17 protein-coding genes are annotated in these 18,575 nt (G+C 46.1%); 11 read left to right on the top strand and 6 right to left on the bottom strand.

Annotated elements, in window-relative coordinates; translation table 11 throughout:
* Positions 1–48 precede the first annotated feature (48 nt).
* The 4 genes from SPHMEL_RS03130 to SPHMEL_RS03115 all read right to left on the bottom strand — a co-directional run bounded on the left by SPHMEL_RS03130 (position 49) and on the right by SPHMEL_RS03115 (position 4,966).
* Complete coding sequence (locus SPHMEL_RS03130; protein WP_042667322.1) at positions 49–1,728, bottom strand: DUF2070 family protein; 1,680 nt, start codon at positions 1,726–1,728, stop codon at positions 49–51.
* Between the two features lie 4 nt (positions 1,729–1,732).
* Positions 1,733–2,257, bottom strand: coding sequence for a glycosyltransferase (locus SPHMEL_RS03125; RefSeq protein ID WP_232216735.1), 525 nt, complete (start codon positions 2,255–2,257; stop codon positions 1,733–1,735).
* Positions 2,258–2,329: 72 nt separating this feature from the next.
* Positions 2,330–3,097 (bottom strand): ATP/GTP-binding protein, encoded by a 768-nt coding sequence (locus tag SPHMEL_RS03120; RefSeq protein WP_042667321.1) that lies wholly within the window; start codon positions 3,095–3,097, stop codon positions 2,330–2,332.
* 36 nt (positions 3,098–3,133) lie between these two features.
* A complete protein-coding gene (locus SPHMEL_RS03115) occupies positions 3,134–4,966 on the bottom strand; it encodes an ATP-dependent DNA ligase (protein WP_042667320.1) in 1,833 nt (610 codons plus the stop codon).
* Between the two features lie 133 nt (positions 4,967–5,099).
* Here SPHMEL_RS03115 and SPHMEL_RS03110 point away from each other — a divergent pair, with 133 nt between their 5' ends.
* Entirely contained in the window at positions 5,100–6,938 is a 1,839-nt protein-coding gene (locus tag SPHMEL_RS03110) for a S16 family serine protease (protein ID WP_042667319.1), read from the top strand.
* Here SPHMEL_RS03110 and udg read toward each other — a convergent pair.
* On the bottom strand, positions 6,916–7,566 hold the full coding sequence (gene udg, locus SPHMEL_RS03105; RefSeq protein ID WP_042667318.1) for a type-4 uracil-DNA glycosylase: 651 nt from the start codon (positions 7,564–7,566) through the stop codon (positions 6,916–6,918). The two genes, SPHMEL_RS03110 and udg, sit on opposite strands and share 23 nt — an antisense overlap.
* Before the next feature lie 80 nt (positions 7,567–7,646).
* Here udg and SPHMEL_RS03100 point away from each other — a divergent pair, with 80 nt between their 5' ends.
* Genes SPHMEL_RS03100 through SPHMEL_RS03090 form a run of 3 tightly spaced genes read left to right on the top strand, consistent with a single transcriptional unit; the run spans position 7,647 to position 8,940 of the window.
* Entirely contained in the window at positions 7,647–8,396 is a 750-nt protein-coding gene (locus SPHMEL_RS03100) for a GtrA family protein (RefSeq protein WP_232216807.1), read from the top strand.
* Between the two features lie 11 nt (positions 8,397–8,407).
* The gene (locus tag SPHMEL_RS03095) at positions 8,408–8,641 is read left to right on the top strand and encodes a DUF5622 domain-containing protein (RefSeq protein ID WP_014767456.1); all 234 of its coding nucleotides are present in this window, start codon (positions 8,408–8,410) and stop codon (positions 8,639–8,641) included.
* Positions 8,642–8,646: 5 nt separating this feature from the next.
* The gene (locus SPHMEL_RS03090; protein WP_042667316.1) at positions 8,647–8,940 is read left to right on the top strand and encodes a hypothetical protein; all 294 of its coding nucleotides are present in this window, start codon (positions 8,647–8,649) and stop codon (positions 8,938–8,940) included.
* 14 nt (positions 8,941–8,954) lie between these two features.
* On the opposite strand, the gene SPHMEL_RS03085 is transcribed toward SPHMEL_RS03090, so the two are convergent.
* Positions 8,955–10,328, bottom strand: coding sequence for a transglutaminase-like domain-containing protein (locus tag SPHMEL_RS03085; protein WP_232216734.1), 1,374 nt, complete (start codon positions 10,326–10,328; stop codon positions 8,955–8,957).
* 213 nt (positions 10,329–10,541) lie between these two features.
* Between SPHMEL_RS03085 and SPHMEL_RS03080 the strand changes: the two genes are divergently transcribed.
* The 7 genes from SPHMEL_RS03080 to SPHMEL_RS03050 form a co-directional block, all read left to right on the top strand.
* The gene (locus SPHMEL_RS03080; protein WP_232216733.1) at positions 10,542–12,674 is read left to right on the top strand and encodes an ABC transporter substrate-binding protein; all 2,133 of its coding nucleotides are present in this window, start codon (positions 10,542–10,544) and stop codon (positions 12,672–12,674) included.
* 58 nt (positions 12,675–12,732) lie between these two features.
* Complete coding sequence (locus SPHMEL_RS03075) at positions 12,733–13,791, top strand: ABC transporter permease (protein WP_042667314.1); 1,059 nt, start codon at positions 12,733–12,735, stop codon at positions 13,789–13,791.
* A 12-nt stretch (positions 13,792–13,803) separates the two neighbouring features.
* Positions 13,804–14,901 carry an ABC transporter permease gene (locus SPHMEL_RS03070; RefSeq protein WP_042667313.1) on the top strand — a complete coding sequence of 366 codons (1,098 nt, stop codon included), beginning with the start codon at positions 13,804–13,806 and terminating at the stop codon, positions 14,899–14,901.
* Positions 14,898–15,893, top strand: a complete 996-nt coding sequence (locus SPHMEL_RS03065) for an ABC transporter ATP-binding protein (RefSeq protein WP_042667312.1) — start codon at positions 14,898–14,900, stop codon at positions 15,891–15,893. Before SPHMEL_RS03070 ends, SPHMEL_RS03065 begins: the two co-directional genes overlap by 4 nt.
* Positions 15,894–15,900: 7 nt before the next feature.
* A complete protein-coding gene (locus SPHMEL_RS03060; protein ID WP_042667311.1) occupies positions 15,901–16,866 on the top strand; it encodes an ABC transporter ATP-binding protein in 966 nt (321 codons plus the stop codon).
* A 53-nt stretch (positions 16,867–16,919) separates the two neighbouring features.
* Positions 16,920–17,684 (top strand): IS200/IS605 family accessory protein TnpB-related protein, encoded by a 765-nt coding sequence (locus tag SPHMEL_RS03055; RefSeq protein ID WP_051400990.1) that lies wholly within the window; start codon positions 16,920–16,922, stop codon positions 17,682–17,684.
* 291 nt (positions 17,685–17,975) lie between these two features.
* Positions 17,976–18,575: NosD domain-containing protein (locus SPHMEL_RS03050; protein WP_042667310.1), on the top strand; the 600-nt coding region annotated here is incomplete at its 3' end.

Below are 18,575 nucleotides of genomic sequence, written 5' to 3'. Positions count from 1 at the left end.
ATCGAGGAGAGGCTTTATAAACTATTGAAGAATAGGGGCACGAATAATTTAATGAGCTATTTTAAAGACGGCTAGGAGAATTGGTAGAAGGAAAGCATAGGATAACAGTAGGATCGATGCCTCTATATAGGAGGCCATTAACAGCTTCTCCAGCATTACGGCTGTATAACCCATCAACTTGGTGTCAAACCTTGTCGAAGAATGCCATGCCCCAAGCCTATATGGCATACCCACTAACTCCCTGGCAGCCACTTCAGTATCCCTGAGCAACTCAGGTGAATCATGTATTGGAATGTATGCTAACGATGATCTAACACCTGTCTCACTATGCTCATCATTTGTGAATACCTCTACGTAATCAGCTCCGGTGGTCTTCCCGAGGACATCGATAAGCTTATCTCGAGAACCAGGCTTCATGTTGTTACCGCGTAGATACAGTAGGACAACCCGCTCCCTACCCTCCCCGGTAACCTCGATGATGCATGCATTCCCCTGTATAAGCCCGGGGGCGCTGGTCTCAAAGCACTTGTACCTGAATAATACCTCGACAGGCGGCCGCTTCTTCAGCTCTATGGCTTTCTCAACTACTTCATCGAGTAGTTTATCCAGCTCACCGAGGTTGAAGTCCTCTTGTTTCTCCCAGTTATGGGCGTCAACCAGTATTAAGTCGCCTAACCCCCTCTTCCTCGCTATCACGTTGTAGCGGAAGAACAGGTTGTAGGGTACATCATCTATCCCCTTCACCGGCCTCGAGACGAAGACTATTGTCAACCTATCGAAAACCAGTGCAAGGGCCTCCCAGCTGTCTCCACCTGTTAGCTTTAAAGCACCATGGTATCTAAGCTTGGTTTTATCGGCATCGATCACGGCTGTATATATTTTCCTCACATAGTCCCTCAGATACCTTGAGGATGCCAGGTTTCTATCATGTGATCCGAAGCCGTGGAGCGCTACAACCGAGTAGCCTAGACTGGAGAACAACTTCTTTAATTCGCCGGGTAGCTCACTGCTACCCGTGTTCGAGAATGGGCCGTAATGTAGATCAGTATATATTATTAAGAGGTCATCCATGAAGATCAGCCTTGGGTGAACGCCCTCACTGGTTGACAGCTCATCAATCACCTTCTCGATATCCTTTCTCCTCTCAAGCCAGTTTTGTAGAAAGAGCGATCCGAGATCAGGTGCCTTATAACCATTGATCCTATGCCTACCCATGACGAGGTATATTAAGTAGTCAGTTATAATGAATAACAGTATTAGTGAAAAAGCCTTTACTAAACCAGTATGTGAAACAACACCGCTTGTAATCCACATTGAGAGCACTATGGATGTGAAAGATGGTGCAACCGCTATAATATATCTCCACCACTTGGTGCCGTCGAGACCCTGGATCACAGTTATAACTATCGTTGACGATGCCGCCACGACAAGGATCCAGTCTCCGAGTAGCAGGTAGTATATTAATGTATATATAAGCACGGTCAGCGATAAACCAATTATCCTCTTCAACTTATGGAAAACAGTTAAAGGATAGAACGCTCGATAAGCCTCTAGAAACAGAATGATTAATACAGCGTTCAATAGTAGGGGAACAGCACGTTCTCTAAGCCCATACAGGGCTATAACTGAAACCCCTATCAATACAGCCGCCAGAAGCTCCCAGTGGGGCAGAGAGAACAGGATTGAGTAGTACCTGCCTACAGCCGTCTTAGGCCTGTATAGCTTCATTTTTTCACCATTTGAACGCTACATATAGGTATATGCGGAGAAGTAATGCTATTACAGTTACTGTAAGAGCCACCAGGGGATTAACCAAGCTGGAGAGTCCCAGGTACAACATAAATAACCCAGCCGTGGAAGCAGCAACGCTCACCAATTTCTCTGATATAATGTATAATAATGCAACAAGGATAACCAGTATTAATAAGGCTGGGAGACTCGAGTAGGAAAGCCCGAGACCCCCTGCTATAATGAGCCATAATGGCGCTGCAGCCAATATTGAAAGCACTATTTTAAACAGGAACCAGCTTACAAGTGATATAATTATAAATACCAGGAGGAATACAGCCAGCGAGCCCAGGGTCCCAAAGCCCATGCGTAACATAGTTAAATATGCTATATACCCTCCTAGAAGCCCTCCCCCGATTGAAATCATCACCTTTAAAACGAGTTTACCGGCTACTAGAAGGATTAATCCATATAATACAGTAAATAACGCGGTTAAGACACCCATTTCCACTGGTTGACCCATATGCATGACACCCACCTTCAACCCTAGCCGTTGTGAATTATCGGGCATTTGATAATATCCAGATATAAAAATAAATCCTTAAGTGAGATCTCCGCAGGCACAGAACACTTCATGGAGTAATGCATGTAATTTATCCATGCCCTCTTTATTCAAAGCTGAGACCTCCACAGCCCTTAGGGGCCCCATGGTCTTCAACGCTATGCTTAGTAGATCAGGGATTATGTCCCCAGCGAACCCCGTGTCATCCCTGATCATGCCTAATAAATCCGTTGGCCTCTCAATCAATAATTTCACTATTTCACGATTCCTGGCCATATCTGATTTACTTATAACCGGAATAGTTGGCAGTCCTGTTTTAACCTGTAACAGTACATATATAAACCACAAGGTGACGGCATCTGTAACGCTCTCTATTGAGGATGAGTCGATTAAGTAGACTAGTACAGTGTTACCTAGCCTGGATACCCTTCTAAGGAAAACACTGCTAGCAGGCCTAAATATGAATGCCTCCATCTGTCCTGGTGTATCAACCACTACTAGATCCCATTTCTCAATATTAGAGAACGGTGGCCTGCCAAGTATATCTTCCATGTAATCAGCTATCAGCTCAGATGACTTAATGAATGCGCCGTTGGGGCCTAAACCATATTTAACCATTACATCCCTGAGTGTGAAGAAATCCCTTATATCCAGCACCGGCTTGTAACCAGGCTCCTCGACACCTGGATCCAGGTTAACCACAGCCGTCCTTAATAGGAGTGTTCTTCTAACCCATTCGCTATACGCTTTAACCAGGCTTGTCTTACCAGAGCCTGCAGGACCAGTGAACACTATTATAGAGACCATTAAGGCACCCTGCCCCCGCTAAGTACAATGGAGTGGCTAGGCTTCCTCAACCGGCTTACTCTCTCCAGCTATCTTCTTTAACTGCTGATTATACATTTCAACGAGCTCGTTACTAGTTGTAGCATCCTCAGGCCTCTTGTCAGGCCTCCACCTTATGAATCTTGGGAACCTTATGGATAAGCCTGCATCACTCTTAATCCTGCCATAGGCGCATGTATGTATTGGTGAAAGAGTTAATTCAGCCCCAATAATCTCAGCGACAAGTGCCGGCTCAACCCATACATCGGGCTCCATCTCGGCTACCACGCGAGGCGACTTCCTATCTCTTATATACGGCTTCAGTATCTCTGGGAGTTTGTCTAGGTCTTCGTCCTTGAATCCGGAGCCCACCTTGCATACTGTCTCGAAGACGTCTTTCTCATCGTTATAGGCAGCCATGAGTAGTGCACCGTACTTCCCACCTCTCCTCCCCTTCCCATAGAAGGCTCCTACGACGACTAGGTCTACTGTATCGATCATTTCGCTCCTGTAGTCACGCTTGAACTTTATCCATAGCCAGCCCCTTGTGCCAGCCTGATATATTGAGCCATCATGTAAAGCTTTAACCATAACACCCTCCGCTCCATCGCTTATGGCTTTCAAGAAGAATTTTTCAAGCTCTTTTACATCGCTCGTCCTTATATACTCGGCCACTGTGAACTCATCTGTTCTATCAACGATCTCCAATAGTTTACCCCTCCTAACTGGGAGGGGTTCTATGGTATAGTCCCGTCCATCCGCGTATAATAGATCAAACAGGAAGACCTTCACAGGGTATTCCTTAAGTGCTGTGCGGACCTCGTGCTTTCTCTTTCTATGCATAAGCTCTTGGAAAGGCTTCAACTCACCTGTATCCAGGTCGTATGCTACTATCTCACCCTCCACGATGACTTCTCTAGCCTTTAAGTGATCCCTAGCTAATTCAATGACATCTGGGTATTGGTGGGTTATGTTTTCAAGCCTCCTGGAAAAAATCCATACCTTATCATCCTTCTTATGTATCTGGGCTCTCTCACCATCATACTTGTACTCGACGAATGCATCCCCACCCACTTTTTCAAGTATCTCCTTGGGGTCGCTGAGCCTCTCAGCCAGCATTGGCCTTATAGGGACCCCGACCTCCGGCCTAACATTCCTGAGGGCTTCCAACCCATTCAAGGCAAGTATCTTGGCTACCTCCCCGAGATCCGCTCTGAGATTATACGCTCTCTCGATAACCTGTCTAGCAGCCGCCCCACCCCCATAAGTTATTGCTAGGGCATCCATGACTGTTGCCTCGCCTATTCCAACCCTTAGCCTGCCTTCGACAAACCTCACGATGAACTTGGCCTCCTTGGGTGAGGCCTCTCTGAGGAGCCCGGCTAAAAGCCTTATTTTCAGATCCTTGCTTCCCTCGCCTTGAGCCATCGCCACCCTTACTAGTGTATCATATACTTTGTTAACCGTTAATTCCGGTTGTTGCTGAGTGAAGCTGAATAATGTTACACCCTGCTGTCTACCGCTGATCCTTGATTTTAATTGCTCGGCTACTTTACCCAGGTCGCCGAGGCTTTTGGCTAGGTCTTCAACCTGTGCCTCACTACTGTTCGTAGCCAGAGCTATAGCTTTAACCAGTAGCTTCTCGCCTACCCCGAGCTCCGGGAGTTCTTTCCAGTCAGGCCATAGCCTGCCCTGTATTAGATAGACAACGCGATCAATGATCTCTGGTGGGGTCTGCTTGAATAGAGTAACCAGCAGCGCGGTCATCTGGATCCTTGAGGTTATTACCTCTATACGCTCGAATACATCGGCGATAAGCCTTACCGGGATATCTGCCTGCCCGATACTCATGGAGTGCACCATCCCAGGTATATTTATTAGGTTTACTCCAATATAAAGCAACAATCCAGGTTTTTCAACCCCTGTTGAAATAAACCATAATATGGTGATGACAACCCGGCAATTATGAGCCGGAGGGCTGTGATTGATCAGTGTTACGCTGAGCCATGGAAACAGGCTTGCCGCAGGTGTTCTCACAGTACTCATCGCGGTGTATATTATCGTCCAACCAGTTGTAGGTGTCGAGCACTGGAGCAGGGTCTCAGCTTTCAAGCTACTCGCTGTTGATAAAAATGGTAAAGGAGTAACAATAAGTGTAGAGCTAGGCATAGTTTACCCCGGGACAGGTTCCCTGAAAGTCCTAGGGGAGGGGAGCCTGGCCTCAGATACACTAGATTCCATTAAGCTCGCACTATGGTATGCCTCTATACTAGCAGACCTGGATCCCAGCGTCATCGATACATATATCATTGTAAAGGAACCGGTTAAAATAGAGGGGCCAAGCGCCACAGTATTATTCACACTGATACTTGTAGCATTAATGCGCGGGGACCCGGTTAACCCATCCTACTCAGCGACGGGCATCGTGACCCCTGGTGGGGTAATAGGTGGCGTCGGCGGGGTAAAAGCGAAATTCGAGGCGGCTTCTGAAGCCGGTTTAAAAAAGGTTCTGGCATCGATCATGGAGCCCGTTGACTCGCCACTATATTATCCATCCATAACACTCCTGGATGCATACTATGGGTTCACAGGGGTTAACATAACTAGTAGAGTTGAATTAATCCCCCAACAACTTATCGCAGGTAACACTATTCTCTCAGGGTTCAACGAGTCCTATACGTATTTCATCAACCAATACAGGGTGTTTAATTCATTGCTACCTGGGGCATGGAGTGATCACTATCGAGAGACAGCTATATATTACTATGAGAGAGCTTTGAAAGCTTATGAAGCCGGCTCACACTACCTAGCCGCATCATACGCCTTTACAAGCTTCTACAATATTCTCGCATCCTACCTCAACCATACAAGTATCAATAACCCAGCCGAGCTCCCCGAGAAAATCTCCTATTTCATGACCGAGGCTAATTCCACCATGGTTAATGTGGAGAACCTGCTGCACAATGTAACAAGTAGGCTCCTGAATAAGGGAGCTATAGATATATGCATCATAGATTCTCTCACCTCGGTATATGATAGGGTGCTGGAGGTTAAGCGGGGGATAACGTTGATCAATAACGTCCTTAATAAAACACTGCATCCACCTAGTATTATTTACGATGTCAGCTACCTCTACGCTAGATCCCTGACGGCCCTGAAATGGCTTGAGCTAGCCAGTGGAATCATTTATGAATGCGGTGTCAACCACCTAATCGACCCTGGAAACCTCGATCCAATACTGGGCCGTCTTGAGGAGGCCCTTAGAATCCATTATGCATACCTTAACGACTTAACGAATTCAAGTATGGTATTAGTGATGGATGAGTCCACGAATAAGCTTGAGAGGCTTATACATCTTCTATCAGCTCTCGAAGACCTCGCCTCACAGTTCTACTCGATCACAGGCCTGGAAAACGCACTCCCAATATACGTTAACTCAACCATATATAACATACTCCTCGATGAATACGAGGAGCTCCTCTCACTCCTCAGGGAAAGCTCAGTAGTAACTAATACACTACCGTTAAGCACGCTAACCCTTATGGAGCTCGTCAACGGTAATGCCACGGTTCTAGGTGGAAATACATACTCGGCCACCCTGATTCTCAGAGAGTTCTCCAGGCTCTACACGTACCTCTACCTGGCGAGAATACAGGAGTGGAATGAGACAAGCAATAATATACATACATGGCTAAATATAAGAATGTATATAGCCTATACCTCGGCACTTCTAGCCGTGGTAGGAGTATTAGTAATGCTTACAACGGGTAAAACAAGAAGCCGGGCCACTTCACTAGAGATTACCGCCTGGAGGAATCATTAAGGAAATCCAGTATAGTCTTACCTCTCGCCTTTACGCCGGTGGATGCCTTAATGGCCTGGGACATGTGCTTCTTTATCACTTCTTCGAAGTCTCTTCGAAGCTCGTCCTTTAAGCCTGGATTATAGAGCGCTGCAGCAGGGTGGAATGTTGGTATGATTACTACCTGGAGCCCATTTATTACAGCGTTATATGGTCTCCCATGCATCATGCTCATATTCACCCATTTAAGGCCTCCAAGCCTGAAAAGCGTTCTAGCTGCATGCCTCCCCAGGGCCACTATTAGCCTCGGCTTTATCAGCTCAATCTGCTTCAACAGGTATGGGAGGCAGGACTCTATTTCATCATCCTCTGGATCCCTGTTACCGGGGGGCCTGCATTTAACAATGTTAGTTATATAGACGTCCCCTCGTTTAAACCCAGTCGACTCTATTAACTCAGTGAGAAGCTTGCCAGCCGCCCCGACGAATGGCCTCCCGGTTTCATCCTCCTTTTCCCCAGGTGCTTCACCTATAAACATCACGCCAGCATTTACGTTGCCTTCACCTGGTACAGGGTTCCTCCTATACTGGCTCAGCCTACACCTCTTACAGTTTAAAATAGAGTTAACCAGGCTGTCCCACTCAGACATTTTAATCGCCGTTAGTCTCTGGATTAAAATAGCTGGGTTAAGTATTTTACGTATTAGATGGTGCATCATTATTGAGGCATGTGTACAAGGAGCTTTATGACAGCAATGGCTTCAAATACTATGTGCTGAAGGGATTCGAGGATCTAGTGGAGCTGCTCAGGGGTAAGGGGGTGGGCGTTGTAGTTTACCTAAGGGTGGGTCTCCTAGATAAATTGGTATTCAAGCTACTCGGGATCCCCGTGTACATTTGTGGGGACAGGGTTATCCTGGGGTTCTCAGTGGGGAGCAAGGATCCCGGGGTCCCCGTATGTGGTGTGAATAAATATGGGGCTGAGACCATTGAGCTTGGTTTAGATGCTAAGCTGAGGCTTTATAGCCTTAAGTTACCGAGGATGCTTGCCCTCCCCTTATCAGAGATCAACCGGGTAGCGAAATTCATAGTGGTGGGAGCCTCAGGAGTAGTCATCAATGTTTCAACAGCTATATTCTCACGTAGGCTACTCATAGGTCTGGATCAATTCATAGCTAATCCATTAGCGTCAAGCATAGGCTTCGAGTCAAGCATTATATGGAATTTCATTCTGCACGAGGAGTGGACTTTTAAGGAGGCTGGACTCAACAAGGGGGTCGGTGAGAGGTTGAAGAGGCTTGTAAAGTACCATTTAGCCGGTGCTGCAAGCTGGGCCAGCCAGGCAGCATGTGCTACATTACTACCAGCCTACCTTGCCACACCATTCTGGGCTGGGCAGGTCATAGGGGTGTTAATAGGGTTCGCGCTAAACTTTTTATTAGGATATATTTATACATGGAGCTGGAGTAGACTAAGGTGAAGGTGTTCACAATGGGCTTGAAGCATGGTAAATACATCTATGTTAAGAGGAGTGATGGATGGTATGTGAAGGTCAGGGTACTCAATATAAGATTTGGCAAGAAACAAGAGGAGGGCATAGATGTAAATAATCCGACAAGATACATAGTCACCGGGTTTAAGACCAAGGTACCGCCTATCACGGCCATAGTAATCAGCGAGGACGCATTGCCCCAGCCGGTTAGAAGCCTCGTCAACGAGGTTTAGGGGTAATGTGGAGAGCCGTAAGGGATGAGCTAGCCAAGTATTTTTCCAAGGTTATATATGAGGAGCAAGGACACTACATGTTCTTTCTGCTTTCAAGCGGGCAGCATGAATACGTTCTCTGCATGGATAAGGCGAGTCAGTTCATGTATGGTAAAATAGTGAGGCTGGATAATACTGCATTTCTTAACTGTAGGGAGCTCGAGTATGAGCCCAGGGGGCTCTACGTGTTCGCTAGGAATCCCAGTGAACTAGTTGAGAAAATACTATCTAAACTAGGTAGCTATAAAACACTGGCTTGAATGGTTCACAGTATTCAACCCTGGTAGCATACACGTATAGTGTACGATTTTGGTACATCTACATCAGTTATAACTATATTAGCTCCCAGCGTACCCGTTAACCTGTCAGCCACGTAGACAGCGTATTCGTGGGCGAATATATCACTGTAATACTTGAATCCGCCCCAATTGAATTCCAGGCAACCAGTGGGTCTTGCTCCCGGATTATACCTATATCTCTCCCTTAACACGTTAATTAGCTCGTTAATAAAACCAGGCGTGACATCGTCGAGCGTATTTGTATCAGGGTACTTCCTCAATAGGTCTTCGAGGGAGGTCCTGATCATCAATAGTTTAACAGTGTTGTTTTCGATCCATACTTCATGAAGGAATACGTCGCCAACCAATACACCGCCTATTATGGATTCCAGGCTGCTGAAATAGTCCTCTAACTCGATAGGCGGTAGCCCCTGGTCCAATATAAAGAATCCACCACCGATCACGATGCCCGCTGTTGCATGCCCCACCTTAGTGGTGTTGAAGACGAGTATGTACACACTACTACTCAGGTTAATGAGAGCTGTAGCGGTGAACAATGCGTAATCCGTACATATTCCCTTCCTTATGTTAGCGAAGGTTATTGGATCATATATGTAGCTATAGTTACTGTCCGCCTTAACGTAGTCGTATGAAGTGTTTTCTTCAAGCCATTGAAGCAGTCTCCAGGATGCATTCCCCAGGTCTCGTGGCTGGCTATCACCGTATAGGAGACTAGAGACGTACTGTATTGATGATGTATTCACATATTTCACCACAGCCTCAATAATCGTTGCCCCAGTACCTGCCTCCACTTTAATAGGTGTAGTCCTGCAGTCAGTGATATTGATCGTGGAGGTGGATGAGGCAATATTACAGGCCCAGCCGTTCAAAGCCTTGAATAACAATATAGGCCTACTCAGCCCCCTTGATGAAATCGTATCGGTAATCTCGGCTACGTCATATATTTCCATATAGTATAATCCATCATACTCCAGGAGCTTAGCATACACAGCAGGCACTGTTATCTGGAAAGGCGTGAGGTAGAAATAGTTGGTATTATTTACTGCATCCACCATGATTAACACCGGCCTCCATGAAGTATATCTCAGGACTATGTAACGTCCAGCAAGCATTAACTCGCCTCCCCCATCAACAAGTCTGAACGACGGTATAATCAGCTCCAGGCTGGTTAACTCACGTGCTTCAATAATTGTTGTTGTAGAGGTAAATGTAACCATGGTGCTCGACATAATTGTCTCTGAGAGGGTGGTGGTTACGGTGGTCGTCCTATATATCTCGCTGGTCAAAGTGGTGGTCACGGTGCTTGTCTCAGTAACGGTTCTAGTAGATGTCTTAGTGATGGTTGACACAGGATTTCCCCAACCTAGCCCAACGATAGGTAATGGGTATAGTGAGCCGATAATATATGCTATGATAAGGGATAATATTATGGAAACTAAAACAGTTCTCCACCCATTCATTTCCCTCACTCAACACGTTCCTCCAATAATGCATGGTATTAATAACGTGGGTAAAATTTATATTTTGTTTATACCTATTACTACACCATGTAGGTGGTATATGTGAGTAAAGCTCTAAGTAGGACCGTTGCAATAATCCTCATTCTAATAGTCGTAATAGCTATCGGTATAGGAGCTTATTATTGGAGCAGCATGCAGCAGCCAACCCAGGTCACTAAGCCCACTAAGCCTATCCACACCCAGGTACTTTACTTGATATCTAATGATGAGAATACCAGGATTCAATTATATCAATCAGGCACGGTTGATATAGCTGTTGTAACACCTAGTAGGTGGAGGGATATAAATAATACGCCGGTAGGAAACTTTAAGCTTGTACTAGCCTTCGATCCAAGCAGGCCCATGTTGACAATACAGCATATAATCCTCAACACTATGAAGGAGCCGTTTAATATAACAGAGGTGAGGCAGGCCCTTGCATGGGCTACACCGTATCAGGCTATATTGGATCAAGTGTTCAGCGGGCTCTACACGAGGTTATATACAATAGTGCCTAAGGGGTTACAGGGATACACCGAGTATAATATCGTTAAGTACGAGTATAATTTAACTAAGGCCAGGGAGATAATAGATCAATTAAAGCAGAGGGGCTTCGATCCCTCCAAGTACACGATAGAAATAGCGTACAACCAGGGTAACACAGCGAGGCAGCAGATAGCTGCAATGCTGCAGAACGCGTGGAGCCAATTAGGCTTTAGAGTAATAGTTAACACATATAACTGGCCCCAGTATCTCGATAAAGTAGATAACTTCAACTTCGATGTTGCATTACTAGGCTGGATCCCAGACTACCTCGACCCAGATAACTACCTGATGCCATTCGTATGGGGTGGTGCCGAGTTCACCGAGATCAATTACTATAAGGCTTCATCACCAAACGATGTATCCAACCACGTTTCCAGGGTTGAAAGGGTTATAGACACAGAGAAATACATTGTTGTAGTAGGTCCGAAGGGTAGTGGGGCATCATATACTGGTCCAGCAAACAAGCCGATACTAGTTGTCAGCTATGTGCTGGATGAGGAGGAAACCATGAAGAACTGGGAGAAACCAGTATCAATGGTGACTATAGGTGCGCCTGGCTGGAAGGATATACCTGTAAGCGCGTTAGTGAAGCTCTCGAGAACAGTGCTTGACCCAGATATTAGGAGTGCCGTAATCAATGCCGCCGTAATAGTGTTCAATAATGAGTCCCCGATGATAATGCTAGGGCAGCAGGTTGGAGAACGTAATTATGGATCATGGGTCTACAACATGTACTACCCGCTTTCAGCGTTCGCTAGATACGACTTGGTGTGGGAAGACCCTAATGCACCAGTGGTTGACACGGGTGTATCAGGGATAAGAAACGACCCTAACACTATGGTTATTGCTACTATTGGATGGCCGGATACATTTGATCCAGCTAAGTCCTACGAGTCGTTTGGATGGGAGATATTCTGGCAGATATACAGTAGGCCAATAACATACTACTATGAAAACACTGATCCCGAGCCAGAGCTAGCCGTGGCATGGGCGTTCAGTAGTGACGCCACTGATCTATACCTTGTTATAAGGGGCGGTGTACAGGCTTACGATCCATGGAACAATAAGACATACCCGATAGATGCAACCGACGTCCTATTCAGTATTTGGAGAGCGGCTAGGACAAACCTGCCTGGAGGTCCATCCTGGATGATCTCGGACTTCATAGATGTGAATGCATCGCAGGTGCTAACCGAGGACGAGTTTAAGCAGGTGGTAAGCAACGGCTTGTCAACCGTATATCATGGGCAGTCGAAGACCGTTAAAAGCCTTGATGAACTACTAGGTTTCTTCAATTACTCTGGTCAGACGGCTGGGGTTGTCAAGTTAAAGCTGAAGTTCCCATATCCGCCTATACTCCACGTATTGACGACGGCTGTGGGATGTGTTATACCGATGGAGTACGCCCTAGGAAACCAATACCAGCAGGCACTAGCCGACAGTAATAATGGTAAGAACCCCGCGGCGTGGGCCAGGTACGTTCTTGAAGGTGAAGACGACCCTACTTACAAGCTATTAAAGGATAAACCGGTGAGCACCGGTCCATACTACGTAGCCGACTACAAGGAAGACAGCTACATACTATTAAAACTTAACCCATACTACTGGAACGCGACAGTATGGTATGAACTCTACGGCTTCAAACCATAGGTTACCTGATATTTTTTTAAAGCCTCATCCTCGTTTCTACCCTATAAGAGGGAGATAAATGGGTCTGGGAAGATTTCTAGCCAGAAGAGTAGCTACCTTCATACCCACGATAATAGGAGTATTATTCATAACTTACCTTATAGCATACGCCATACCAGCGGATCCTGTTAGGGCCTGGGTCGGAGAGAAATTAATGAACAGGGAGGCCCTTGAAGAAATACGCGCGAAATACAAGTTTGATGCACCATGGTATGAGCAATTCGCGTTCTTAGTCACCAGTCTTCTAACAGGTAACCTTGAAGACCCTATACAACACAGGAACATCTTTGATGAGTTATTCTACAGATTCCCTATAACGGTTGAGGTAGCTATAATGGGTTTTGTCTTCACGGCTATTATAGGCATACCACTAGGCTTCATAGCGGCTCTAAAAAAGGATTCGATAGTAGACTTCTTTGTTAGGATTTTCGCACTGGTTGGGAGTTCTCTACCAGCATTCGTCTTATACTACTTCCTCATCCTCTTCTTGTTCACGTACATGCATACCACGGTTCTAGCTGGAATGCCGTTCCCCTCACAGACATGTATAGCGTCTATTTCAAGCCTACCTAGTAAAATACCGGTGATAGGGCACATTGTATCGGCTATTGGAAGCGTCCCAATGTTCGGTGCAATGATGTGTGGTGAATGGGGTGTTGTAGCCGATACCTTCAGGAGGCTTTACCTACCTGGATTAGCACTGGGGTTACTGGATGGTGGATTAATAGCGAGGATAGTTAGAAACAGCCTGCTCGATAGTCTCAGCCAGGAGTATATTCAATATGCTAAGGCGAGAGGCCTTAGGAAGAGGAGGATATGGATGCATGCATTAAAGAACGCCTCCATACCAGTTGTAACAGTGCTGGGGACGCTTTTCGGCGGCTTACTCTCAGGCGCGATAGTTGCTGAGACAGTGTTCAATATACCGGGTCTCGGTAGATACATCTATAATGCTATAACAAGGCTTAACTTCCCAGCAATAATTGGTGGTACCTTCCTGGTAGCCATAGTATATGTAACGGTGAACCTAATAGTTGACATAATCTATGCAGTCCTCGACCCGAGGATAAGATATTAGGGGGTGGTGTTAATGGAGGCAATATATAAACTACTCGTTAAGATAATAGATAGCTATGCATCACTGAGAGATAAGATCAATAAGGGTTGGAAGGAGAAGAATAGCTCCAGGATACGTGAATGGAAGCTCATGGCTTACGCTTTCAGTAAGAGCAAGATCGGGGTGCTTGGTGGAATACTAGTGTTCATCGAGGTAGTACTAGCCATAGTAGGCCCTATTATTGCATGGGAACCCTACTGGGTTTACCCGGTGATAAATAACCCCGATCTAAAACTACTACCCCCATGTATCCCACCATGGTGTACTGGGGGTCCATTACTTGGAACCGATGAATGGGGGAGGGATCTACTCTCTATAACACTCGTGGGTGTCAGGATCTCCTTCATTATCTCAATCCTAGTAGTATTATTCGGGGCACCATTAGGTATAATACTGGGACTGGTAGCAGGTTACAAGGGTGGTGTAATCGATGAAATAATAATGAGGCTTACAGACATATTCATGGCTTTCCCAGCGCTAGTTCTCGCAATAGCATTTGCTGCAGTGCTGCCAGAAAGGCTCAGATTACTCTTGGAGTCGAACACCATGCTAAGAGACTTCCTTGCAGCACTTCTAGGTTTAAGAGTGAATGAGTATCCCCAGATAGCTTCACTACTAGCTGTATGGATAGCCATGATACTAGTATGGTGGCCCGGTTACGCCAGGATAGTTAGGGGAAGCGTGTTAAGTGCCAAGGAGCAAACGTTTGTGGAGGCTGCCAAAGTACTTGGCTTATCCACAAGGAGGATACTCTTCAAGCATATATTGCCAAACATTATTTCCCCAATTATAGTCATGATGACGTTTGATATAGCTACAGCAGCGTTATTCGCTGCCACACTTTCATTCCTGGGTCTCGGTCCGCAGGAGCCTGTCCCCGAGCTCGGCTTCATAATATCCAAGGCCGGCAACTGGTTTCCGCATAGGAGCTACCATATCGTTACCTTTGTAGGCATAGTCCTCTTGATAATAGCCCTCGGCTGGAACCTACTCGGGGATGCATTAAGGGATATACTTGACCCGAGAACCAGAAGGGCAATAGAGTTTACTGAGGGAGGTGAGAAGAAATGAGTATTGGGGGAGACCCGGTTCTAAGTGTTAGAAACCTCGATGTCAAATTCTACACCTACGCTGGAGTAGTACACGCCGTATCAAACGTCTCATTCGACGTCTATAAGGGTGAGATAGTTGCATTAGTTGGTGAAACAGGGTGTGGGAAATCCGTGACTACGAAGGCTATTACAAGGCTGATAGATCCACCCGGGAGAATAGAGGGCGGTAAAGCCTATTTCAGGAGAAGGAATGGCGAGGTAGTCGACTTGTTAAGTCTAAGTGATGAAGAGATAAGGGATATAAGAGGGAATGAGATAGCATACGTGTTCCAAGATCCTACATCAGCCCTCGACCCTCTCTACACTATTGGACACCACTTCTATGAAACAATGATTGACCATAGGAAGATAGATAAGAAGAACGCCATCCAGCACGCCGTAAACCTCCTCAAGGAAACACTTATCCCGAGCCCTGAGTCAAGAGTAAAGAACTATCCCCATGAATTATCCGGAGGTATGAGGCAGAGATCAGTGATAGCCATAGGATTAAGCAATAACCCAGTGCTCCTGATAGCTGATGAGCCCACAACTAACCTAGACGTCACCATACAGGCTCAGATCCTAGAGCTGATAAAGGATCTCCAGGCAAAGTACGGGATGAGCGTTATCCTCATTACACACAACCTGGGTGTTGTAGCAGAGGTAGCACACAGGGTGTACGTGATGTATGCTGGCAAAATAGTTGAGGAGGCGCCGGTCGAGGAGTTATTTGAAAACCCCCAGCACCCATACACCAGGCTATTATTGAGAACGGTGCCCGATCCAACCAAGAAGATTGAGAAACTGGAATCGATACCTGGAACTGTTCCAAGCCTCATTAACCCGCTACCTGGATGCAGGTTCAGGGATAGATGTCCATTTGCATCGGAGAAGTGCCTAGAAGAACCCCCTATGATTGAAGTGGGTAAAGCACACCAGGTTTACTGTTGGCTACATGCTGTAAAGGGGTGATACAGGGATGAGTGAGGCATTAATAGATGTGGTAAACCTGAAGAAATACTTCAAGGTTAGAGGGTTATTCTCAACGAAACTAGTTAAGGCTGTAGATGATGTATCATTCTCCATCTATAAGGGTGAGACGCTGGGACTTGTAGGTGAAAGCGGTTGCGGGAAGACTACGCTGGGAAAACTCCTTCTACTACTGCATGAGCCAACTGATGGAAAAATAATGTTTGAGGGTAAAGACATAACAAGGCTGAAGGGCGGTGAGCTCAAGGAATTCAGGAGAAACACCCAGATGGTCTTCCAGGACCCGCATACCTCTCTGAATCCAAGGATGACTATTGCAGAGATACTTGAAGAACCCATAAGGGAGCATAATGTTGAAATACAGGGGGATATAGAGGACTTCCTAGCCGACCAGATGAAGCTAGTGGGGTTGAACCCTGAACTCTTATATAGGTACCCACATGAGCTAAGCGGTGGTCAGAAACAGAGAGTGGCTATTCTAAGAGCCATACTCTTGAAGCCTAAATTCATCGTTCTCGATGAACCTACCTCCGCTCTAGATGTATCCGTTCAGGCACAGGTGCTTGAATTACTAAGGGATCTCCAGAGAAAATTCGGGCTTACATATCTCTTCATATCCCATGATATCTCAGTAGTAAAGTATATGAGCAACAGGATCGGGGTAATGTACCTTGGCAAGCTAGTTGAGATAGGTGGGTCGGATCAAGTATTCAATAACCCGTTGCACCCATACTCACAGATGTTGCTCTCAGCTGTCCCAATACCTGATCCAAAGATAGCTAGAACTAGGAAAAGGATTAAACTAGAGGGTGAACCCCCATCACCAATAAATCCACCCACTGGATGCAGGTTCCACCCGAGATGCCCCTATGCAAAGGATATATGTAGAAGAGAAACCCCTCCTTTGAGAGAAGTTGAGAAAGGGCATTATGTTGCGTGTTGGGTTCAGGTCTAGTGGATATTTGTAATCGCTTGTAGATATTTTTAATTGCTTCACCCCCTTATTTCTTGTTCTCCTACAACCCTAACAACATCATTGCTGTTGATGTTAACGAGAATAACGTCACATTGGCCGTCTTCAAGAATAGAGCGCTGTACGAAGTCTATAGGGTCGAGACCAGCCTAGGCAAAATGGTCATCGCATACTCCGAGAGGAGAAGGAGGATCGCGGAGGGGAGGTCGACTAAGGACAGGGGTGTGAGGAGGGCGCTGAGGAGGCTGAGGGAGAGGAAGAGGAAGACGGACATTATCTACAAGGTCGCTAGGTTCATCGAGGAGCTGGCTTATATAAACAGCGCAGTCGTGGTCGTCGGGAACGTCCGCAAGGGTAAGAGAAGGCTCGCCGGCAAGGCGGGGAGCGGTAGCCTCAGGCACAGGATCCACCAGTGGAGCGTCTCGAAGCTGGTGGAGGTACTGGACAACAAGCCCATATACGTCGTCGAGGTGTCGGAGGCGTACTCCTCCTCGAGGGATCCCTTCAGTGGAGGGCCCATTGAAAATTACACCCCCTCTGTGATCCGCGTTGTGGTGAGAGGGGCCAGGAGGGTGAAAGTAGCCAAGATCACCCTAAGGCTGGCCAGGCTGAGCAACGGGCTGACCCTAGACAGGGACGTCGTCGGGACTGTAAACATAGGATTGAAGCACCTATCCACAGATGGGAGCCCCGTGGCGTTGGGCTCGACGGGATCCCATGAGGTGCGGGTGAAGCTAGTGAACCCGCACCGAGGGCCAACCCCACCCGCGGTACTTTTAATTGGTTTCAATTACTTTTAACACCGTGGGTGGGGAGACGCTTTGAATACGTGGCGGACATAGAGAAAAATATTTAGGAAGAGAAAGTAGGGGTTGACGGCGAAATCCTTATGGTTGACGTTTGTTATCAAAAGCGTATAGTGACATCCCTTGCAAAACCCCTCTTTTCTATTTTTAGGACAGAAATAAACTTCACGTTCAGTTAGACATTACTAACAGAAACCTGTGTTCAAGAATAGTTGAATAGAAGACTCTTCAAATTTTAAGTTTAAATATCCCCCAGAGTATTTTTATTTTGGAGGTAAAGATGAGTTGAGGAAGGCTGTTGCTTCCAGTTTGTGGCTGTTACTTCTTCTGACAAGCACCTTGCTTATAGCGGTTAAAATTCAACCACTTAATGCGCAGTGGACTGGAACAGTCTATATTAGGGCTGATGGAAGTATTGACCCTCCAACAGCACCAATACGACGGGTCGGTAATGTTTACACCTTTACAGATGACATTTACGGTTCAATTGTTATCCAGAAAGATAACATTGTGGTTGACGGAGCAGGCTACACTCTTAAAGGAACAGGAAGCGGGAAGGGAATAGTCCTTGCAGGGAGAAGCAACGTAACAATCAAAAACACAAATATCAAAAACTTCGAAACCGGCATCGTTCTTAACTATTCTTATAATATCATCATTTCCGGAAACAACATAGCAAACAACGAATATGGCATCTGGCTTTTCTATTCTTCAAACAACAACATTAGCGGAAACAACAACATAGCAAACAACGAATATGGCATCAGTCTTTACTCTTCGTCAAAATATAACATCATTTCCGGAAACAACATAGCAAACAACAAGGAAGGCATCTTTCTTGACTCTTCTTCATATAACAGCATTAGCGGAAACAACATAGCAAAC

The sequence above is a fragment of the Desulfurococcus amylolyticus Z-533 genome, assembly GCF_000513855.1.
Taxonomy (GTDB): Archaea; Thermoproteota; Thermoprotei_A; order Sulfolobales; family Desulfurococcaceae; genus Desulfurococcus; species Desulfurococcus amylolyticus.
This window is presented reverse-complemented; position numbering and strand designations above follow the sequence as displayed.